The sequence below is a fragment of the Veillonella parvula genome (genome assembly GCF_032575955.1).
GTDB lineage: Bacteria > Bacillota > Negativicutes > Veillonellales > Veillonellaceae > Veillonella > Veillonella parvula_J.
On record NZ_JAWFXN010000001.1, the window covers coordinates 210506 to 231679 of the forward strand.

General features: G+C 38.4%; 20 protein-coding genes, 1 tRNA gene and 1 other RNA gene. All 22 read left to right on the plus strand.

Going from position 1 to position 21174, the window contains the following annotated elements:
- Positions 1-92: 92 nt before the first annotated feature.
- The gene (gene dnaG / locus E7L28_RS00945; RefSeq protein WP_316691954.1) at positions 93-1865 is read left to right on the plus strand and encodes a DNA primase; all 1773 of its coding nucleotides are present in this window, start codon (positions 93-95) and stop codon (positions 1863-1865) included.
- A gap of 28 nt (positions 1866-1893) precedes the next feature.
- Positions 1894-3054 (plus strand): RNA polymerase sigma factor RpoD, encoded by a 1161-nt coding sequence (rpoD, locus tag E7L28_RS00950; protein WP_004696398.1) that lies wholly within the window; start codon positions 1894-1896, stop codon positions 3052-3054.
- 205 nt (positions 3055-3259) lie between these two features.
- Positions 3260-3598: a 6-carboxytetrahydropterin synthase QueD gene (gene queD, locus E7L28_RS00955; protein ID WP_012864569.1), complete on the plus strand. Its 339-nt coding sequence runs from the start codon at positions 3260-3262 to the stop codon at positions 3596-3598.
- A complete protein-coding gene (locus tag E7L28_RS00960) occupies positions 3585-4319 on the plus strand; it encodes a 7-carboxy-7-deazaguanine synthase QueE (RefSeq protein WP_024061961.1) in 735 nt (244 codons plus the stop codon). Before queD ends, E7L28_RS00960 begins: the two co-directional genes overlap by 14 nt.
- An 86-nt stretch (positions 4320-4405) precedes the next feature.
- The gene (folE, locus tag E7L28_RS00965; RefSeq protein ID WP_316691955.1) at positions 4406-4969 is read left to right on the plus strand and encodes a GTP cyclohydrolase I FolE; all 564 of its coding nucleotides are present in this window, start codon (positions 4406-4408) and stop codon (positions 4967-4969) included.
- A gap of 65 nt (positions 4970-5034) precedes the next feature.
- Positions 5035-5109 (plus strand) — tRNA-Ile (locus E7L28_RS00970).
- 244 nt (positions 5110-5353) lie between these two features.
- Positions 5354-6085, plus strand: coding sequence for a tRNA (adenine(22)-N(1))-methyltransferase (locus E7L28_RS00975; RefSeq protein WP_195394652.1), 732 nt, complete (start codon positions 5354-5356; stop codon positions 6083-6085).
- 15 nt (positions 6086-6100) lie between these two features.
- Positions 6101-7204: a Nif3-like dinuclear metal center hexameric protein gene (locus tag E7L28_RS00980; RefSeq protein ID WP_316691956.1), complete on the plus strand. Its 1104-nt coding sequence runs from the start codon at positions 6101-6103 to the stop codon at positions 7202-7204.
- A gap of 49 nt (positions 7205-7253) precedes the next feature.
- Positions 7254-7604, plus strand: an RNA gene (rnpB, locus tag E7L28_RS00985) — RNase P RNA component class A.
- 57 nt (positions 7605-7661) lie between these two features.
- Complete coding sequence (locus tag E7L28_RS00990) at positions 7662-7991, plus strand: thioredoxin family protein (protein WP_004698670.1); 330 nt, start codon at positions 7662-7664, stop codon at positions 7989-7991.
- Between the two features lie 274 nt (positions 7992-8265).
- On the plus strand, positions 8266-9405 hold the full coding sequence (locus E7L28_RS00995; RefSeq protein ID WP_118091349.1) for a hydrogenase small subunit: 1140 nt from the start codon (positions 8266-8268) through the stop codon (positions 9403-9405).
- Positions 9405-11306 carry a nickel-dependent hydrogenase large subunit gene (locus tag E7L28_RS01000; protein WP_316691957.1) on the plus strand — a complete coding sequence of 634 codons (1902 nt, stop codon included), beginning with the start codon at positions 9405-9407 and terminating at the stop codon, positions 11304-11306. Before E7L28_RS00995 ends, E7L28_RS01000 begins: the two co-directional genes overlap by 1 nt.
- A gap of 14 nt (positions 11307-11320) precedes the next feature.
- Positions 11321-12130, plus strand: coding sequence for a Ni/Fe-hydrogenase, b-type cytochrome subunit (cybH, locus tag E7L28_RS01005; protein WP_038125462.1), 810 nt, complete (start codon positions 11321-11323; stop codon positions 12128-12130).
- Entirely contained in the window at positions 12123-12719 is a 597-nt protein-coding gene (locus tag E7L28_RS01010) for a HyaD/HybD family hydrogenase maturation endopeptidase (RefSeq protein WP_038125459.1), read from the plus strand. Before cybH ends, E7L28_RS01010 begins: the two co-directional genes overlap by 8 nt.
- Before the next feature lie 50 nt (positions 12720-12769).
- Positions 12770-13147 (plus strand): hydrogenase expression/formation C-terminal domain-containing protein, encoded by a 378-nt coding sequence (locus tag E7L28_RS01015; RefSeq protein ID WP_008714244.1) that lies wholly within the window; start codon positions 12770-12772, stop codon positions 13145-13147.
- A 377-nt stretch (positions 13148-13524) separates the two neighbouring features.
- Positions 13525-14535: a glycosyltransferase family 2 protein gene (locus E7L28_RS01020; protein WP_004696372.1), complete on the plus strand. Its 1011-nt coding sequence runs from the start codon at positions 13525-13527 to the stop codon at positions 14533-14535.
- Positions 14536-14619: 84 nt separating this feature from the next.
- A complete protein-coding gene (locus E7L28_RS01025) occupies positions 14620-15432 on the plus strand; it encodes a C40 family peptidase (protein WP_004696370.1) in 813 nt (270 codons plus the stop codon).
- Between the two features lie 278 nt (positions 15433-15710).
- Positions 15711-18326: an alanine--tRNA ligase gene (gene alaS / locus E7L28_RS01030; protein ID WP_227065635.1), complete on the plus strand. Its 2616-nt coding sequence runs from the start codon at positions 15711-15713 to the stop codon at positions 18324-18326.
- A gap of 154 nt (positions 18327-18480) precedes the next feature.
- On the plus strand, positions 18481-18741 hold the full coding sequence (locus E7L28_RS01035) for an IreB family regulatory phosphoprotein (protein ID WP_004696366.1): 261 nt from the start codon (positions 18481-18483) through the stop codon (positions 18739-18741).
- Positions 18741-19160, plus strand: a complete 420-nt coding sequence (ruvX, locus tag E7L28_RS01040) for a Holliday junction resolvase RuvX (protein WP_004696363.1) — start codon at positions 18741-18743, stop codon at positions 19158-19160. The genes E7L28_RS01035 and ruvX overlap by 1 nt, the downstream gene beginning before the upstream one ends.
- 26 nt (positions 19161-19186) lie before the next feature.
- Positions 19187-19483, plus strand: a complete 297-nt coding sequence (locus E7L28_RS01045; RefSeq protein WP_004696361.1) for a DUF1292 domain-containing protein — start codon at positions 19187-19189, stop codon at positions 19481-19483.
- Positions 19484-19726: 243 nt separating this feature from the next.
- Positions 19727-21160, plus strand: coding sequence for an endolytic transglycosylase MltG (gene mltG, locus E7L28_RS01050; RefSeq protein WP_316692213.1), 1434 nt, complete (start codon positions 19727-19729; stop codon positions 21158-21160).
- Positions 21161-21174: the final 14 nt, after the last annotated feature.

The following is a 21174-nucleotide window of genomic DNA, read 5'->3' on the forward strand; positions in this document are numbered from 1 at the left end:
AATAATTTAATTGATTGAAATGCTTTACAAATAGAGGATTTTTTATTTGTATATAGAATTAATATATATATATGGGGAAGGAGGCGTTGGCTATGAGCCGATATTTTGAAAATGAGTTGATTGAACAAATCAAAGATGCTAATGATATCGTGTCAGTTGTATCCGAGCATGTAGCCTTAAAGAAACGCGGCAAGAACTATTGGGGTTGTTGTCCATTTCATAATGAAAAAACGCCATCCTTTAGTGTAGCCCCTGAAAAGGGTTTTTATTATTGCTTTGGGTGCCATGCATCAGGAAATGCTATTAAATTTCTTATGGAATTAGAGCATTTAACCTTTGTAGAAGCCCTAGAGCGGCTAGCTAATCGAGCTAATATTCCATTGCCAGAGGCGAAACTTTCACCTGAGCAAAGAGCTAGAGATGAAAGACGCAAAAAACTGTATGAAGCTTCTGATTTAGCGGCTACTTTTTTCCATAACTGTCTTACTCAAACTTCTATTGGTAAAGTGGGATTAGATTATTTGAAAAAGCGAGGACTCACACAAGCGACCATAGAAACATTTAAGCTTGGTTTTGCCCCTGATGGTTGGGATAAGTTATATCGTGCCTTTCATGACCGTGGCATTGATGATTCCATTCTTTTAGAGTTGAATCTTGTCCGAAAGAACCAAAAGGGTCAATTTTATGACTTCTTCAGAAATAGAATTATGTTCCCCATTATGGATGGTAAAGGGCGAGTAGTTGCTTTTGGTGGACGTGTTATGGATGACAGTACACCAAAATATTTAAACTCTCCAGAGTCATCAATCTTTGAAAAAGGTAAACTTCTATTTGCTTTTGATAAGGCTTATAAATCTATTCGTGAGGAAAAACAAGCTATTCTTGTAGAAGGCTATATGGATGTTATATCCGCTCATAATCATGGTGTTACTAATGTAGTCGCATCATTGGGGACTGCTTATACAAGAGATCATGGGCATATCTTGATGAGGCAAGCTGAAGAAATCGTGTTAGCTTATGATATGGATGGTGCTGGTCGTCAAGCGGCTGCTAGGGCTATTGAATTATTGCAAAATACGGATTTTAAGGTGCGTGTCCTTGCCATGCCAGACGGTAAAGATCCAGATGATTATGTGCGTAATCATGGGGGACAGGCATTTAAGGAGTTAGTTGCTAAAGCTGTTAAACCTCTTGATTATCTATTAAGTGAGTCTTTGATTAAACACGATACAAATGATACAGAAGGGAAGCAGGCTGTTATGACAGATGTTTTCCCATATATTGCAAATATAGATAGTCAAACACAGAGAGATGATGCTTTAAAAACATTGGCATTGCCATTATGGCTTGATAATAGTACTATTTTTAGATACTTTAGAGATTATGTGAAAAAAGGACAAATTGAATTAGTGGATACTGCATCAACACCTTTGCCAACACAGGATTTACCAAAGGGGGATGCGGAAAAATTATTGTCCTTAGCTTTCACAGATGGCGAAGTATTACAACATATGATGAGCTATTTGCCATTAGAGGACTTTGAAAAAATTGAATATCGAGGTATAATAGAAAAGCTATTCACCTTGTATAAGTCCGAAGGTCGTCTAGATGAAACTGCAATTCAATCTGTTTTATCTTCTCAAGAATACGATATTTACTCTAGGTTGGTCGTCATGAGTGACGATGAATACAAGGTACAAGTGCCTGCATTAATCCGCAAGATAAGGCTCCATTCATTGCGTGAACAGTATAAAGCGCATTCAATTATGGCGGATCAATTAAAACGAGCAGGAGATTCGACGTTTATTAGCGAATTACATAAGTGTCAGGAAATACAGAATTTAATTAGAGAATGGTCTAAGTAAATCATTAATGGTTAAAAAGGAGAGCGCTGTGGCTAAGAAAGTACAAAAAAGTCAAATAGAGGAGATTGTTGAGCAACTTCTTGAAAAAGGCCGTAAGAGCGGTGTGTTGACACAATCCGAGATTTCAGATGCTCTTCATGAGCAGACGGAAATTACTGCGGAACAATTAGATGATATTTATACGACTTTGGGTAAATTGAATGTTGAGATTGTGGCAGATATTGATGCTGATGATACAGATAGTCATACAATTGAAACGGATGAAGATGAAGACGAAGTTTCTAGCGAGAAGAAAATTTCTATCGATTTAAGTGTTGATTCTGGTGTTAATATCGATGACCCTGTACGAATGTACCTAAAAGAAATTGGTCGCGTACCATTGCTTTCAGCTGACGAAGAAATCGTATTAGCTAAGCAAATCGAAGCTGGTGCACAAGAGGATGCTACATATAAGGATATTCAACTTAGCAAAAAGGCTAAGAAAAAATTGGTAGATGCTAACTTGCGACTAGTTGTAAGTATTGCGAAACGTTATGTAGGTCGCGGTATGTTGTTCTTGGATTTAATCCAAGAAGGTAACTTAGGTCTAATCAAAGCGGTAGATAAATTCGACTATACTAAGGGTTATAAATTTTCTACATATGCTACTTGGTGGATTCGTCAAGCGATTACGCGTGCTATTGCAGACCAAGCTCGTACGATTCGTATTCCTGTACATATGGTAGAAACAATTAATAAATTGATTCGTATTTCTAGACAATTGTTGCAAGATAAAGGTCGCGAGCCATTGCCAGAAGAAATTGCTGAAGGTATGGGAATTACTGTAGAGCGGGTGCGTGAAATTCAGAAAATTGCCCAAGAGCCAGTATCCTTGGAAACTCCGATTGGTGAAGAGGAAGATTCCCATTTAGGGGACTTCATCGAGGACCAAGATGCAATTGCTCCAGACGATGCAGCTAGCTATATTTTATTGCAAGAGCAGATTGAAGATGTATTTACATGTTTAACTGATCGTGAGCAACAAGTATTGATTTTACGTTTTGGTTTGAAGGATGGTAAGCCTCGTACATTGGAAGAAGTTGGTCAACATTTTAATGTTACACGTGAACGTATTCGTCAGATTGAAGGTAAAGCGCTTACTAAATTGCGCAACCGCGGTAAACGTGATAAAATCAAAGACTTCTTATAATATTTTGAAACTCTTAAGGGTTGTAATGCAGTGTTGTATAGCACTGTATTACAACCCTTTTGTGTTATAATAAAAAATAATAATATCTTACAATAAAAAGCATTTTATGATAAGACTTATGTAGTAGAGAAGGGTCTCATGTAATAGCGATAAGTCTTATGTAATAGATATAAGTTGAAAGCTTATGTGATGGATAGGAGATATAATGTTTACAGTTACTAAACGGTTAGAGGTGAGTGCATCTCATCAATTACAACTAGATTATCCGAGTAAATGTCAAAATCTTCATGGGCATAACTGGATTATTACAGTTCATGCTCGTTCTGAAGAGTTAGATCATAACGGGATGGTCATCGACTTTACGATTATTAAAGAAAAAATTCATGGTCGCTTGGATCATCGCCATATCAACGATGTACTAGGCGACATTAATCCCACTGCGGAGAATATGGCAAAATGGATTGCTGATGAATTGGGCCCAAAATGCTTTAAAGTAGAGGTTCAAGAATCTGAAGGGAACACAGCTATTTATGAACGTGATTGAGATTTTTGCCTCTATTGATGGGGAAGGCAGTCGGCAAGGCTTGTTGACTACATTTTTACGCCTCCATGATTGCAATATTCGCTGTTTCTATTGCGACACGACTTATAGCTACGGCATTGATAGTGTTTTCACAGAGATGACTGTAGCTGAGGTGGCTGATGTTATTGAAAGCTTAGGCAATCATCGCATTACTATTACTGGTGGGGAGCCTCTATTACAAGAAGCTGCTGTTGTAGAGTTAATTGATGAATTAAATCGTCGGAAGGCTTTAAAGATACAAGACAATCCATCAAGTCAAAGTGATTTAACTCGTATTAATGATGTAGATAAACGAGAGAGGCCTAATAATAGTCCTTATGATTTCAATATTGAAACAAATGGCACGATTGTACCGAGCTTTCATAGAGATAATGTGTGGTTTACCTACGATTATAAAACGCCGTCCTCTTTAGCCGAAGAGTCTATGAATATAGATATATTCAAGGTGGCTACAGAACGTGATTTGATTAAGTTTGTCGTTGGCTCTCCAGAAGATTTGGATTGTATGCGTCGCATAATTAGTAAATATCCTACAGTGGCTCAAATATATGTATCGCCTGTATGGGGACAGATTGAGGCGGCATCGATTATCGATTATATGAAAACATATAATTTGCAGAATGTACGATTCCAACTACAAATCCATAAATTTGTCTGGGATCCAGATGCAAAGGGTGTATAGTATTGTTAGGATGTGTAGTGTCAGTATCTTTTCTAATGCATAGTATGATATGAGGTCTGATGAAATCTTGATATAAAGGGGTAAATATGGATACAAAAAAAATAGAATCGCTTATATATCAGTTGTTAGAAGCATTAGGTGAGGATCCTAATCGGGACGGTTTGTTAGAAACACCGAAACGGGTGGCTCAAATGATGGAAGAGGTATATGAAGGAATTCAGTATACAAATGCTGAGATTGCAGAAATGTATGGTAAGACCTTCGCTGTAGATACAAATCAAATGGTAGTAGTAAAGGATATTACTTGCTTCTCTCATTGTGAACATCATATGGCATTGATGTATGATATGAGTATCAGTATTGGGTACATTCCAAAAGGTCGTGTCATAGGTTTATCTAAGATTCCCCGCATAGCTGAAATGTGCTGCAAGCGTTTACAACTACAAGAAAAAATTGGTGAAGATATTGCGGAAGTAATTTCTTTAGCGACAGGGTCTGATGATGTTATTGTGCACATTACATCGTCTCACAGCTGCATGAGTGCACGAGGTATTAAATCTACAGATAGCCAAACGACTACACTAACTACTAAAGGCGTATTTAACGAAGATCATATGATTCACCGTTTTATGCTAATGAAAGAGTCTTAAGATTTGAGTTGCCTTGACTAAATGATAGTCTATTCGGTATAATTAATAAGCTAGAAACTAACTGAGGGCCTATAGCTCAGGGGTAGAGCAACCGGCTCATAACCGGTCGGTCCCTGGTTCGAACCCAGGTGGGCCCACCATTATGTTGATATCTACCGTCCTTGAGATTTCAAGGGCGGTTATTTTTATATGTAAATCATTTGTTTTTGTAACTTAACAAAGCTTATTTTTGAATAGTATTATGTTTAGAAATAAATAAACGAGAACAAATATGTAAATAAATAAGCATAAAATAAGCAAAAAATAATCAAGAATAAATAATTAAGAATTAAGAATTAAGAATGAATAGTTAGTAATATATAATTAGTAATAGTAGAGGATGTTATGGAACCTAGACCTATGATGGACCGCCTAGAAGCGGTATTCTCAATCGTACCTAAGGCTCATGCCATTGCCGATATCGGTACCGATCACGGCTATTTAGCGGTAGAGCTCATCAATCGTCAACGCGCTGAATATGTCATTGCCGGGGATGTGCATAAAGGCCCATTAGAATCTGCAAGAGCATATATTGAGTCTTGTGGATTAGCCGCTAAAGTAGATTGTCGTTTAGGCGATGGTCTTAAAGTGACAGAAAAGGGCGAGTTGAACGGTGCTATTTGTTGTGGTATGGGTGGCTTCTTAATGCGAGATATTGTAGATGCAGGCCCAGAACCATTAGAGTTCTATGTACTACAACCACAGAATGGACAAAAAGAATTGCGTCAATACATGGTTCAGAAGAGATATGTTATCGTTTTAGAAATCATTGTAGAAGATGCTGGTAAGCTCTATACAGCGTTTTTAGCAGTACGCAATGATTGTGTAGAAGCTTATACAGGTATGACTGAATATATAGATGTTTATCAAGCGTTACCGGAAGATTCCTTGTTGTGGTCTGTAGGGGCTTTATTGGAACAAGATAGACCACCACTTTGGATGAAATATATAGAGTATTTAATATATCAACGACAATGTGCATTAGATGATATGACAGAGAAATTAAGTTATACTGATAAATATCAGGATTTAGAGCAGGAAGTTAATTTTCTTCGTAATCTTTTAGAGAATAAATAGAAAGAAGTGAGTTGTATGATAACAGTTCAACAAGTTATTACCTTGATGGAGCAATTAGCACCGCATTCGTATGCAGAGTCTTGGGATAATGTAGGACTCATGGTGGGCGATCGGAATGTAGTTGTTACAGGTGTAGTGACTACGTTAGATGTAACAGAAGAAACCGTAGAATATGCTATTGAACAAAATTGTAATTTAATTGTTAGTCACCACCCATTAATCTTTAAAGGGTTGAAACAGATATCATGTGATACTGCTCAAGGGCGTACGATTAATAAGCTGATTCAACATAAAATTGCCGTATACAGTGCACATACAAATCTTGATATTGCACCAGGCGGTCTCAATGATATGTTGGCGAAACAATTGGGCCTCACAGATATTAAGGGCTTTATTAAAACTGGTGAAGAGGTGCTCTATAAGGTGACCACCTTTGTACCTGAAAGCTCGGCTGATGCGGTTCGTATGGCGATGGGCGATGCAGGGGCAGGCCGAATTGGTAATTATGAGTATTGTAGTTTCAGTATCCATGGGGAAGGGCGCTTTGTTGGTAATGAAGATTCTCATCCTGTCATTGGGTCAGCTGGTGCTTTGACAGTGGCTCCTGAGATACAAGTAAATGCTATAGTCGATGGTACACATTTAAGCGAAGTCGTAGCGGCTATGAAATCAGCTCATCCGTATGAAGAGGTGGCTTATGAGGTTTTAAATATAGTTGAACCTACTAGTTCAACTCAATATCTAGGCCGGGTAGGTCGCTTGCCTAATGCATTAAACTTAGATTCTTTCCGTGAATGGGTACAAGAGGCTTTGCCTGATGCCAATATTCGCTTTGCCGGTGTTGCGCCAGAAACAATTCAATCCATTGCGCTATGCTCCGGAGCAGGTGCTGAATTTATTAAAGATGCTGCTCGATTACATGTAGATGCCTATATTACAGGTGATGTGAAGTATCATGAGGCGCAAATGGCTAAGGAGTTGGGTTTGCTCGTAGTTGATGCGGGTCATTTTGGAACTGAGTCTATGGTGGCGCGTGGTTTGTGTGACTATTTAATCTCTGCAGGGTTTACTGTTCCTGTGAAAGCTTTCACAGAACAAAATGATTTCTTCTTTGTGTAATGATGCATTTTCTTGCAACAAATTGTTAGCTATGATAAACTGAATTGAAGCAAGTATGAAAGACGGTTGCGAGTCTATAAGACTCGAGGAAAGTCCGAGCTCCATAGGGCAGGATGCCAGATAACGTCTGGCGAGGGTAACCTTAGGGAAAGTGCCATAGAAAAGGAAACCGCCACGTAAGTGGTAAGGGTGGAAAGGTGAGGTAAGAGCTCACCAGCAGTCTGGTAACAGGCTGGCTTGGTAAACCCCATCCGGAGCAAGACCGAATAGGGAAGGGTTAAGGGTGGTCCCGCCTACCTTCCGGGTTGTGTCGCTCGAGCGTGCAGGCGACTGTACGCCTAGAAAGATAATCGTCACCGCGCAAGCGGAACAGAACTCGGCTTATTGATTGCTTGCTTCTATATTTAACATATAATTGATAGTATATAAGATTGTAGATCTTTGTTAGGAGAACTTTATGGCAATTACAGCAATTACTAGTGTACAAGAATTTGATGAGAAAGTGCTTGGCGCTAAAGGTTTAGCTATTGTTGATTTTTGGGCTGGTTGGTGCGAACCTTGCACCGTTATGCGTCCAGAGATTGAAGACGTAGCAGAGCGTTTAAAAGGTCAAGTAGAATTCTTTAGTGTTAATGCAGAAGATAAAAATCTTCGCGGTATTTTGTTAAAAGAAGATGTTGATGGTATTCCATCCTTAGTATTCTTCCGAGATGGTAAAATGCTTGATTCCCTTGTGGGTTATAAAAAAGCAGATATGCTTGAGTCTCTAATAAAGGAAGTTATCTAATTAATTAATAACTAGGAATTCGTAGAAAATAAATAACATGAGGCTGTATATAAGAAAAGTTAATTTCTTATATACAGCTTTTTTGTTAAATTTTATAGTTTTCATAAATGTTAAGTGATATAATAAAATAGTGAAAATATGATTGTCATCATGCTGGTTGAACTTCGTCAAACTGATAGAGTGAGCTCATAAAAATGATTTCTGTCATAAACGTTGTAGTTTATTAAGTAATATAATTATATTGCGCAAAGTTGTTGTAAGGAGGCTATATTCCATGAAGAATCGTATAAATAGTTTGTGGACACTCTTCCAAGAACGCCGTTTGAGTCGACGCACATTTATGAAATCCTGTGTAGCACTCACTGCTATTTTAGGTCTACCTCCAACGATGTTAGACACCGTTGTTAAGGCTGCCGAAACAACTGAATTACCTACGGTGATTTGGTTGCATGGTCATGAATGTACTGGTTGTAGTGAATCTTTTATCCGTTCATCCTCTCCCTTTACTTCTGATGTTATTTTGAACATGATTTCTCTTGAATATGATGATACTTTGGCGGCAGCGTCTGGTGCACCATTAGAGGAACATTTAGAAAAAATCATCAAAGAAAAAGCCGGTAAATATATCTTGGCTGTTGAAGGTGGCGTACCACTTGATGAAGATGGTGTTTATTGCACAGTAGGTGGACGTACATTTAAAGAATCCTTATTAGAAGCAGCTAAAGGAGCTGCAGCAATCATAGAATATGGTTCTTGTGCTTCTTGGGGCGGTATACAGGCGGCAAAACCAAATCCAACAAATACAGTTTCTGTATCTTCCGTTGTATCTGGTAAGCCTATTATCAAGGTTCCTGGCTGCCCTCCAATTCCAGAGGTTATGACTGGTGTAATCATGCACTATGCATTATTTGGTCAAATCCCACCTCTTGATGCGCAAGGTCGTCCAAAACAATTTTATGGCAATCGTATTCACGACACATGCTACCGTCGTGCCTTCTTTGACTCTGGTCTCTTCGTTGAAAAATTTGACGATGATGCATCTAAATCTGGTTGGTGCCTATACAAGGTAGGTTGTCGTGGACCTCAAACATATAATTCTTGTGGTAATCTACGTTGGTGGAATGGTTTATCCTATCCAATTCAATCCGGTCACGGTTGTATTGGTTGCTCTGAAAAGGGCTTCTGGGATAATGACGTATTCTATAAACGTTTACCAGATATTCCATTGGCTAATACCATCACAACTGCTGATACAATCGGTACAGTAGCTGCTGTTGGTGCCACTGCAGCGGTTATCGTTCATGGTGCTGCAACTCTTACGCGTAATAAAATTCTTGATATGAAAGAAGAAAAACGCTTAAAAGAAGAAGGCTTATGGGATGAAAAGAAACATAATAATGGAGGAGGTCACTAATGAAACGCGTAGTAGTAGATCCGATTTCCCGTATTGAAGGTCATTTACGGGTTGAAATAAAAGTTGATGAAGCAAGTGGTAAAGTAGAGGACGCATTGTCTTCTGGCACTGCTTGGCGCGGTATCGAACTTGTTGCTAAAGATCGCGATCCTCGTGACCTTTGGGCTTTCGTACAACGTATTTGTGGCGTATGTACTACAACACATGCGTTGGCAGCATTACGTGCGGTAGAGGATGCACTTGGTATTACCATTCCTAAAAATGCAAACTATATTCGTAATATCATGCATAGTTCTTTAGATGTACATGATCATATCGTACATTTCTATCACTTACATGCTCTTGACTGGGTTAGCCCAGTAGCAGCTCTTAGTGCAGATCCAGCTAAAACTGTACAATTACAAAATGATGTATTAGCTACTTATAATGTAAGTGGTTTAGCGCCAGCTGAAACTGCGTCTAAAGATTCTGCATATCCTAAGGAGTTCCCTAAAGCTACAACTGCCTATTTTGCAGCTGTACAACAAAAGGTTAAGAAAATCGTAGAATCTGGTCAATTAGGCATCTTCTCCGCTCAATGGTGGGATCATCCTGATTATAACTTGTTATCTCCAGAAGTTCATTTGATGGCCGTATCTCATTATTTGAACATTCTTGATCGTCAACGTGATATTGTAATTCCTCACGTTGTATTTGGTGGCAAAAACCCACATCCTCATTATATTGTAGGTGGCATGCCATGTTCTATCTCTATGAATGATATGAATGCCCCTATTAATACGCAACGCCTTGCTGCCGTAGAGCAATCTATTGCATTGACTAAAGACTTAGTTGATAATTTCTACGTGCCAGATCTATTAGCTATCGGTAAAATATATGTAGAAAAAGGTATGATCGATGGTGGTGGCCTTGCGAAGAAACGCGTTATGTCCTATGGCGATTATCCTGATGATACGTACACCGGTATTTCTAATGGTGATTATCATAAGAAATGTATTGTTCGTTCCAATGGTGTTGTTGAGAACTTTGCATTAGGTGTAGATAAAGCAACATTCATCCCATTAGAAGGTAAAGACTTCATGGATCCTCAATACCTTAGTGAAGAGGTTGATCATTCCTGGTTTACATATCCAGATGGAACAAAAACACTTCATCCTATTGAAGGTGTTACTGATCCTAAGTTTACAGGTCCTAAATCTGGTACAAAAGAAAAATGGGAATTCCTTGATGAAGATAAAAAATATTCTTGGATTAAATCTCCAACTTTCAAAGGGAAAACTGCAGAGGTTGGTCCATTAGCAAAATATATTGTTGTGTATACAAAGGTGAAACAAGGAATAATCAAAGACCCAACTTGGGCTGAATCTATGATTGTTCGTCAAATTGATACCGTATCTCAAGTATTGGGTGTACCAGCTCATGTATGGATGACTACTATGGTAGGACGTACGGCATGTCGTGGCCTTGATGCACAAGTAGCGGCAAATATTAGCCAATACTTCTTTAACAAACTTGTATCTAATATTAAAAATGGTGATACTGCAGTAGCGGATATGACTAAGTTTGAACCAAACACATGGGATAAAGATGCTAAAGGTGTTGGTCTTGTAGATGCGCCTCGTGGTGGTTTGGGTCACTGGATACATATTAAAGATGGACGCTCTGCAAATTATCAATGTATAGTACCATCTACATGGAATGCGTGCCCTAAAACTGCAGCTAATGAACATGGGGCATATGAAGATTCCATGATTGATACACATGTAAAAATTGCGGATAAACCACTTGAAATTTTGAAGGTAATTCACTCCTTTGATCCATGCCTGGCATGTGCAACCCATTTATACAATAAAAAAGGCGAAAAAATTGTTTCCGTCAATACAGATGCATTGTGTAAATAAAGGGTGGTGGACTTATGTTAATACATACTGACAAAAAGGCGTATGTCGTATTTAGTCTATGGCTGCGCATATTCCACTGGACTATGGTGCTAAGCGTAACTGCATTATTTTGGACAGGTCTATATATCGGTGATCCCGGATTTGCAGCTATCACAGGTAATCCAGAGCCAACTTTTGCTATTGATGGCTGGTTCTCTATGGAAACTATGCGTCGTATCCATTTCACTGCAGGGGTTATCTTAACATTCTCCTTTATTTTCCGATTTGCAGGAGCTCTTTGGAATCGAGGAGATAGATTATTACCTAAATTCCGCCAAAAACGGTATTGGTACGGTCTTAAAGAAACAACATTGCACTATTTAATGATTCCTCAAAAACATGAACATCATTGGCTTCGTAATTCTTTAGCTAGAACTGCGTATATGATGGTATACATTATGTTTTTCTTTGAAATCTTAACGGGTTTTGCAATGTATTCTATGATTGACCCTAATGGTGTTTTAGGAACTTTATTTGCACCAGTAGTCACATTATTTGGTGGTGAATATAAAGTTCATGTTATCCATCACTACATTGCGTGGGGATTCTTGTTCTTTACTATTGTTCACGTGTATATGGCATTCCGAGAAGATGTTATGGAGGAATCGGGCGAAGTATCGGCTATGGTTTCCGGTATGAAATATTACGCTCATGATCCAATTGATATTGAAGACCTCAATGGTAAACGTCGTCGTGGGGAACGTATTGATAAACCATCTGGTACTACATATCGTCCAAGTGATCCTAATGATCCTAGAGAAAGAGAATTACAAGAAAATGACTAAAACAAGTACTGATATTATTAGTGGCTTGGAACAATACGCGGACTCAAAGGGTCCGCGTATTGATTTAAACAGCCTTTATGATGATGGAGACAATGAAATTATCCTACTTGGAGTCGGCAATATTTTGCTTACCGATGAGGGATTAGGTGTTCATGTAGTAAAAGAATTGAAAGAATCTTTCACATTTACGCCTGCGATTTCCATTATTGACGGTGGCACTATGGGAATGGAATTACTTACGTATATGCGTGGTATGAAGAAAATCCTTCTTGTAGACGCTATTAATGGCGGAGATGCTCCAGGAACTATATATGAATTTCCTCATAAGGAATTAGAACAATATTTTACGGAACATATTTCTGTACATGAAGTAGGAATGCAAGATATTTTACGTATCCGTGCTATTCAAGAGGATCCATTAGAAGATGCAGTGGTTATCGGTGTAGAGCCGGAATCATTGGAAATTGGTTTTGAACCTAGCGAGCCGGTACAATGCGCCTTGCCTGAGGTTAAGAAGCGTGTTTTGAATGTACTACGAGAATGGGGCGTAGTAGCTGAGCCTAAAGCACAAAGTGAAAATTTCATATAGTATATAGATAGCTTATAGAATGTAAAGATAGTCTCTGTATAGGAGTATTTATGATTGAAAATTATGGTAATGTTCGCGCCGTTTTAAATGAGTTGCGTTTGGCTCTAAAGAATTTGCGTGAAACTGGTGAGACATATTCGATTTATATTGAAAAAACGGGTTTAACAGAGGAAGAACAAGTTGAAGTATTAGAAACACTTGGACGCGGTCATATTACGATTAACTTTAATGAAACTGATCAACCTGTAGAATGGTATGAATCACAATTTTCTGGAATCTGGATTGGGACTTATAAAAATGGTCGTGATGACTCAATTTTACATACCGTAGAGGTCGCTAAGTATCCAGTTGTAGCTGGTGCTTATATAGAGGATATGGAACTGGCGGAGGAAGATTTACAATCTTGGATTGATGCTGCTGGATTATAGTAAAGGAGACCCTTAACGGGTCTCCTTTTTTATGAAAAATAGATGAAAATAGATATTTCCGGTAAATTTGTGATAAAAATACATACAAATTTTTGATTAATAGTTAATAAAGTAAGAAATAATCATATTTATTTCCATATTATTAAAATAAATATTTTTTATAAATCGTTTTATTAATTAGTTTTACAAATGAATTGATATTATATTAATTTGCTATAGTTATATAAAAGATAAATGAAGTGTTTTGTTGGTGTTTTATAGAGAAATGGCTTATTTACTGGCTTTATAAACATTATTAGGCTTATTGTTAACCTTTAGCATTTGCCTTAATTTACTAATTAACATAAAATATGTGAGTAAAATACTTTGGAGGATTTATGTTACTTTCTATTGTAGTGCCTGTATATAACGAAGAGGAAAATATAGCGAACTTTTATAAAGCTGTAACTGATGTTATGTCAGGTCTCACATATGATTATGAACTAATCTTCGTGGATGATGGATCTAGTGATTCGTCAGCTATGATACTGCGTGAAATTGCATTCAATGACAAACATGTTAAAGTGTTATTGCTGGCTCGTAACTTTGGGCATCAAACGGCACTTACATGTGGGCTTGATTATGCTCATGGCGATGCAGTCATTACAATGGACGGTGATATGCAGCATCCACCAGCATTGATTCCTGAACTAGTTCGATTATGGGAATCAGGGTATGATGTGGTGCGTACCATACGCGATTCAACTGATGACGCTAGTTGGGCTAAATCTTTCACGTCTAAGTATTATTACAAACTAATGAACAAAATGGCCGATGTTCCTATTGTTGAAGGCGGGTCCGATTTCCGCCTCATGAATAGTAAAGCATTGGGCACGTTGAAACGATTCAGAGAACATGGTCGATTTTTACGTGGTATTGTCGGCGCCTTAGGGTACAGACAAGCAGAGTTGCACTTTGTGGCACCACCTCGATTTGCAGGTGTCTCAAAGTTTAGTGTGCGTAAAATGATTCGATTTGCTCTGGATGGTGTAACCGCTTTTTCAAGGGTGCCTTTACGGGCCGCCTTGTATGTAGGTGTACTTTGTGGTGGAATGAGCTTTTTGCTCATTTTACATCTTTTGTATGTATATCTTACAGGACAAGCTTTGAATGGGTGGACAACCTTGGGCGTATCAATCTTGTTTATTGGGGGAATTCAACTCGTCGGACTGGGAATTATTGGCGAGTATGTAGGTCGTATTTTTGAAGAGGTGAAGCAACGGCCTTTGTATTGGGTTAAGTCAGCTATAAATTTTGAAGAGCATGAAGAGGCTCCGTTACTCGGGCCAAGTAGTGCAGATGTTTTTATGGCACCAGAGGCTTATACTAACAAAAGCAAAGAAGACTAGCTGTATTTGTGAATGTAAATAAATAGACGGTTAGTATATTTTGAATAAATAACTTACTTTAAAAGTTTTTTGGAAAGGAAGCATATGAAGTCAAAATATAGTAAGGTTAAAATAACGGCATTAACATTAACTTTTGTGTGTGCCACAACAGCCATGGTTGGCGCAACAACATTACAATATGGTGATAAGGGCAAAAGTGTTACAGCGGTTCAACAACAACTAATTAAACACGGCTATAATGCTACAGATAAAAATGGTGTATATGGTAAGGAAACGAAGTGGGCAGTTCGTCTGTTCCAACAAGATCGTGGCCTTCCGGTGGATGGTATCGTAGGCCCTGCTACGTATAATGCATTGATGGGTGCTCCTCGTTCTACGAAGGCAGTATTGACCCAAAATGCAGCGACTAAAGCAGTAGCAACGAAATCCGCTTTTACAAACAGTAATGCGACATCCCGACGTATCGCTGGTCATTCCATTAATGGCAAGAACGTTAAATTAAACAATATTACGAAAAATGAAACACCTAGCAGCATTCACGCAATCTTGGCAGAAGCTGACAAATACCGTGGTGTACCATATGTATTTGGCGGTACAACTCCAAGTGGCTTTGACTGCTCCGGTTATGTTAAATATGTATTTGAAAAACAAGGTATTTCTTTACCGCGTTTGGCAGATGAACAGTATAACGTAGGTGTTGAAGTTTCTCGTGCAAACTTGAAAGCGGGGGATTTGGTATTCTTCGAAACCTATGAACCAGGTCCATCTCACTCCGGTATTTATATTGGTGATGGCAAGTTCATCAGCGCCACTTCCAGTCGTGGTGTTGCAGTAGCAGATCTTGATACTGGCTATTGGGGTGAACGTTACATCGGCGCAAAACGCGTTGTACGCTAATTTAATAACTAGCTATAAAAGAGGCTATACGAATCAATTTTGTTTTGTTGATTTGTATAACCTCTTTTTATGTTTATTATTTATGATTTAACTAGCATTGACCAAATTTGACTTTTACTTTTATTGTAAAAAAATATGGATTTAAAATTATATTTTTTACGGTTTACTTGAATTGGTGTGAAAGTGCGTAAATTCCGCATAATCTCAATGTTTTTAATAGATTTTATATCGTTTTTGAGTTATAATGAAGAGTAAATAATTTTAGGAGGAATATACACATGAAGGGTAATGAACTGCGTCAAGCATACTTGCAGTTTTTTGAAAGTAAAGGACATTTAAAATTAGATAGTTTTTCTCTTATACCAGAAAACGATCCGTCTTTGTTATTGATTGGGGCAGGTATGGCGCCATTGAAGCCGTTCTTTACAGGTAAGTTGGTACCTCCTTGTCATCGTATTACAACAAGCCAAAAGTGTATGCGTACCGGTGACCTTGAAAACGTAGGTCGTACGGCTCGTCACCATACATTCTTTGAAATGCTTGGTAACTTCTCCTTCGGTGATTACTTCAAAAAAGAAGCTATTCACTGGGCGTGGGAGTTCTTAACTGAAGTTATTAAACTCGATAAAAATAGATTATATGTTACTGTATATCCAGATGATCAAGAAGCGTATGATACATGGCACAATGATTGTGGTGTAGAGGAAAGCCATATTACACGCCTCGAAGATAACTTCTGGGAAATTGGTGAAGGCCCATGTGGTCCTGACAGTGAAATCTTCTTCGACCAAGGTCCTGAACATGGTTGTGATGACCCTAATTGTGCACCAGGTTGTGACTGCGATCGCTATCTTGAAATCTGGAACTTAGTATTTACACAATTCAATAAAATGCCAGATGGGTCTTATGAACCATTACAACACAAAAATATTGATACAGGCGCCGGTCTTGAACGATTGGCTTCCGTATTACAAGGTTGTAAAACAAATTTTGAAACTGATTTGATTTTCCCTATTATTGAAGCTACTGCAAAACGGGCTGGTGTGAAATACAATGAAGATCCAAATACAGATGTTTCTTTGAAGGTTATTGCTGACCATGCTCGTGCTGTCACAGCATTGATTTCCGATGGTGTGTTACCGTCTAATGAAGGTCGCGGCTACGTATTGCGTCGTATTTTACGCCGTGCTGTACGTCATGGACGTTTACTTGGTATCGAAGGTATCTTCTTAACACCTCTTATTGATGTAGTCGTAGACATTCTTGGCCCTGGTATTAAATCCATCGCTGAGAAACAAGATTTCGTTAAACGTGTTGTACAAAACGAAGAAGAACGCTTCAACCAAACATTGGAACAAGGTCTTGAGTTGTTAAACTCTTTAATTGATACATTAGCTGCTGAAAAAGCAACTGTTGTTCCTGGTACAGAAGTATTTAAACTATATGATACATATGGATTCCCTTGGGAATTAACAGAGGAAATAGCTTCTGAACGCGGCTTTACAATCGACCATGAAGGTTTTGAAGCTGCTATGAAAGAACAACGCGAACGCGCTCGTGAAGCTCGTGTAAAAGAAGATGCGAAGGTAGCAACACCAGACATTACATTCTTGAAAGATGAAGAACTTGTTGAAGATGAAGCAGAAACTGCATCCTCCGTATTGATGCTTGGTAAAGGTTCTGAACGCTTACAAACAGCAGCTGACGGCGATGAAATTACTGTTATCGTACGCACTACTCCATTCCATGCTGAAGGGGGCGGTCAATTAGGTGATACAGGCTTTATCGTGGGCCCAATGGGTAAGGTAGAGGTTCATAATACAAAACGTTTACCAGAAGGTACTGTATATCATATCGGTACTGTTATAGAAGGTTCTATTTCTGAAGGTGACGATGTAACGCTTGAAGTGGATACAGCTCGTCGTGCAGCAATGGCCCGCAATCATACAGCAACACACTTGTTACATGCAGCATTGAAAAAGGTTCTTGGCGAGCATGTTAACCAAGCTGGTTCTCTAGTAACTCCTGATTACTTGCGTTTTGACTTCACTCATTTCTCCCCTGTAACACAAGAGGAACTTGATCAAATCGAAGCTCTTGTAAACGAAGAAATTTTAAAAGCTACGGACCTAGCTATCGCTGAAATGTCCATGGAAGAAGCAAAAGCGAAAGGTGCGATGGCACTCTTTGGTGATAAATATGGCGATGTAGTTCGCGTTGTAGAGGTTCCTGGCTTCTCCGTTGAATTATGTGGTGGTTCTCATGTAGGCAACACAGCTTTCATTAGTTCTTTCCGTTTAACATCTGAAGCTGGTATCGGTTCTGGTGTACGTCGTATTGAAGCGATTACAGGTCGCGCAGCTCTCGATGCAGCAAAAAAAGATCGTTTGACTATTGAACGCATGGCAAGCGAGCTTAAAACTAAAGCTCCTCAAATAGAAGAACGCTTACACCAAGTATTAGCAGAAGCTAAAGAAACTGCTAAAGAATTAGAACAAATTCGTAAAGAGGTTTCTGCTGCGGGTGCTGCAGATATCATTGCTGGTAAAGTCATGGTAGGTGATGTAGAGTTTGTTGGCGCAGCTGTAAAAGCATCCTCTATTGATGAATTACGCGACTTAGCTGATATGGGCCTTGATAAATTGAATGGATCTGGTGTGGTTCTTGTAGGCGCTGCTATGGGCGATGATAAGGTAAACTTTGTATGTAAAGTATCTAAAGATGTCGTTGCTAAAGGTGCAAAAGCAGGTAATATTGTTAAAGCAGCAGCTCAAGTAGCTGGAGGTAATGGCGGTGGCCGTCCGGATATGGCACAAGCAGGTGGCAAAGAGCCAGCTAAATTAATGGAAGCATTAAAAGCTGGTGGTGAAGCCTTAAAATCTATGTTACAATAGGCATATAATTTTATAATTATTCTTGTATCTGTTATAGAAATTTTTTATAATGCATAAAAAGTTACTGACTTTGTAGCTTTAATTCAAGTATAATAGTAGGTGAGATTTCACTTGTATAGTGAAATCTGCCGATGTAATAAAAAGGAGGGATACGATGAACGTTTCAGATGAAACCATGTTATTCCGTAAAGTAGACGATGAACCGATGACCGCTGAAGAGGTGCTTACGCGTGTTTATCAATCTATTCAAGAAAAAGGTTACAATCCAATTAATCAAATCTTAGGGTATCTAATCTCTGGAGATCCTGCGTATATAACAAGTTATAATAATGCGCGTTCCGATATCCGCCGTTTAGAGCGTGATGACTTGATTGAAGAATTGTTGAAAGAATACGCAAAGGCTAAACAATTATAATGAGAATTATGTCATTAGATGTAGGCAGCCGTACTATTGGTATTGCCTGTAGCGATGCACTGCTCATGACAGCACAAGGTATTGAAACCATTCGTAGAACATCTCTGGAAAAAGACTTTAATCGCTTACAAGAACTCATTTCTGAATATGAAGTACATGAACTTGTGGTAGGTATGCCGAAAAATATGAATGGTACAAAAGGTGAACGGGCTGAAAAGACTGAAGAATTCGTTGCAAAAATGAAGGAAGTCATCGATTTACCTGTTACATATTGGGATGAGCGGTTATCTACTGTTATGGCTGAACGTCAACTCATCGCAGCTGACGTGAGCCGTAAAAAGCGTAAATCCGTTATCGATAAAATGGCAGCGGTTGTAATTTTGCAAGGATATCTAGATCGCTTGCAGTTTAATAAATAAGTATTTTTCCTTAAGGAGGGTTTCCAATGGTTGACCAAAATTTTGAAGGTGAAGTGTATTATTTGGAATTCGAAGATGAACATGGTAATAAACAATACTTCACAGAAGATGTTATCTTGAACCATGAAGGTCAAGAGTATGCCGTTCTTGTACATGTACAAGATGAAGATGCCGACCATGAAGGTCAAGATGACACATACATGATCTTGGCTCGCATCGAAACAAATGAAGAAGGCGTAGAAGAATACGTACCTTTGGATGAAGAAGATGAAAACTTTGAAACTCTAGTAAAATTGTATGAAGACATGGATGAAGACGAATAATTGTCTTTAGCATAAATTTAGCGTGTTGTCAGTGGACAATGCGCTATTTTTATTTTGTTATACATTATCATTGTTGTACAAAGAAGGGACTTCATTCATGCTAAGGGCATAACAAATATATAAAATTAATATATTGCATAAAATGGAATAAGTGGAATCATTGCCCTTTTATATAGGGGAAATATAGAGTTTATGGTATAATGAATTGATATACTGTTATGTTACAGAAAGGAACTCAACAACGTGAGAAAAGCCTTAAGATATATTTTGATCCTAGTTATTGTAGGTATATTAATTATTGGTGGAGGCCTTGGTGCATTGTACTTTGTACCGAATACCTTTGCTCAAGATGATGGAACACAAGTAGTCGTTATTGAAAAAGGTCAAACGGGTACTGAAATTGCAGATATGCTTTTTGAAAGAGGGCTTATTCGCTCAACTCAAGGCTTTAAGCTCTGGTTATATTTGAGCGGTACCAATGATAAGCTTCAAACTGGACATTATCAAATACCTAATAAAGTAACTGTGCGCGAACTCATTTCCTTGTTACAAGAAGGTCATGTAGAATCTATTCGTGTTACAATTCCAGAAGGATATACAGTTGGTGATATTGCTATCGTTCTTGAAAAGAATCAAATTATGAAGGCGAAGGACTTCTTAGCTGAAGCTAAGACCTATGTACCATACCCATATATGAAAGGCACAAAACCTGCTACATATCCTGTAGAAGGCTTCTTGTTCCCAAGCACGTATGAAATCCCCGTAGGTGCTACGCCTCGTGATGTTATTCAAATGATGGCTGACGAAATGAATCGTTACCTTACACCAGCTGTGAAGAAACAAATTCAAGCTCAACATATGAGTATCCATGATTTTGTAACCTTGGCATCTATCGTTGAACGAGAGTCTTTATTTGATGCAGACCGTCCAACTATTGCAGGGGTATTCAAAAAGCGTTTAGCTCATGGTATTCCATTACAATCTGATGCGACTATTTCCTATGTGCTTGGTTATGCAAAGGAAAATGTAACGATTGGGGATACACAATTGCAAAGCCCATATAATACATATGTATCTAAAGGTTTACCACCAGGTCCAATTGCAAATCCTGGTAAAAAAGCTCTAGATGCAGTATTACATTCTGAAAATACAGATTATTTATACTTCGTAGCAGATAAAGAGGGGCATAATCACTTCTCTAAATCATACGAAGAACATTTAGCAGCGGTTAATAAAATTTATGGTGCTGATACAGTTAAAAATTCTTCTGCTAATACTGAAGTAGCTGCACAAGCTGGCCCTAACTATGACGTAGCAGTAGCGACTACAGAGCCTAATTATAATTATAGTTCTGCAGAAGCTGTGGAAGCAGATTCTCAATATGTTGATGTAGAGCCTAGTTATAAATACACACCAACTACAGTTCCAGCAGCTGAGATTGCAGATCCGGTACCAGGTTCAACACAAAATCAATCATCGACGCAAGTAACGCCGGCTGCTCCATCCTATGGAAATAATACAAATAACAATACGTATGTACCAACGACGACACCTGTACCTGAATCGATGCAGAATGTTATTCCTAATGCACAACAAGTACCACAAATTCAGGTAGAACCTGCAAATCCTGCTGAACGCTCTACGTTGGTAGTTCCTAGTGGTACTAACAATAGATAATGTAGGAGATTTAA

Excerpts from the sequence above, each read along its gene's own strand:
- dnaG (WP_316691954.1), top strand. The coding sequence starts at position 93 with ATGAGCCGATATTTTGAAAATGAGTTGATTGAACAAATCAAAGATGCT.
- queD (WP_012864569.1), top strand. The coding sequence starts at position 3,260 with ATGTTTACAGTTACTAAACGGTTAGAGGTGAGTGCATCTCATCAATTA.
- E7L28_RS00960 (WP_024061961.1), top strand. The coding sequence starts at position 3,585 with ATGAACGTGATTGAGATTTTTGCCTCTATTGATGGGGAAGGCAGTCGG.
- folE (WP_316691955.1), top strand. The coding sequence starts at position 4,406 with ATGGATACAAAAAAAATAGAATCGCTTATATATCAGTTGTTAGAAGCA.
- E7L28_RS00975 (WP_195394652.1), top strand. The coding sequence starts at position 5,354 with ATGGAACCTAGACCTATGATGGACCGCCTAGAAGCGGTATTCTCAATC.
- E7L28_RS00980 (WP_316691956.1), top strand. The coding sequence starts at position 6,101 with ATGATAACAGTTCAACAAGTTATTACCTTGATGGAGCAATTAGCACCG.
- E7L28_RS00990 (WP_004698670.1), top strand. The coding sequence starts at position 7,662 with ATGGCAATTACAGCAATTACTAGTGTACAAGAATTTGATGAGAAAGTG.
- E7L28_RS00995 (WP_118091349.1), top strand. The coding sequence starts at position 8,266 with ATGAAGAATCGTATAAATAGTTTGTGGACACTCTTCCAAGAACGCCGT.
- E7L28_RS01000 (WP_316691957.1), top strand. The coding sequence starts at position 9,405 with ATGAAACGCGTAGTAGTAGATCCGATTTCCCGTATTGAAGGTCATTTA.
- cybH (WP_038125462.1), top strand. The coding sequence starts at position 11,321 with ATGTTAATACATACTGACAAAAAGGCGTATGTCGTATTTAGTCTATGG.
- E7L28_RS01010 (WP_038125459.1), top strand. The coding sequence starts at position 12,123 with ATGACTAAAACAAGTACTGATATTATTAGTGGCTTGGAACAATACGCG.
- E7L28_RS01015 (WP_008714244.1), top strand. The coding sequence starts at position 12,770 with ATGATTGAAAATTATGGTAATGTTCGCGCCGTTTTAAATGAGTTGCGT.
- E7L28_RS01020 (WP_004696372.1), top strand. The coding sequence starts at position 13,525 with ATGTTACTTTCTATTGTAGTGCCTGTATATAACGAAGAGGAAAATATA.
- E7L28_RS01025 (WP_004696370.1), top strand. The coding sequence starts at position 14,620 with ATGAAGTCAAAATATAGTAAGGTTAAAATAACGGCATTAACATTAACT.
- alaS (WP_227065635.1), top strand. The coding sequence starts at position 15,711 with ATGAAGGGTAATGAACTGCGTCAAGCATACTTGCAGTTTTTTGAAAGT.
- E7L28_RS01035 (WP_004696366.1), top strand. The coding sequence starts at position 18,481 with ATGAACGTTTCAGATGAAACCATGTTATTCCGTAAAGTAGACGATGAA.
- ruvX (WP_004696363.1), top strand. The coding sequence starts at position 18,741 with ATGAGAATTATGTCATTAGATGTAGGCAGCCGTACTATTGGTATTGCC.
- E7L28_RS01045 (WP_004696361.1), top strand. The coding sequence starts at position 19,187 with ATGGTTGACCAAAATTTTGAAGGTGAAGTGTATTATTTGGAATTCGAA.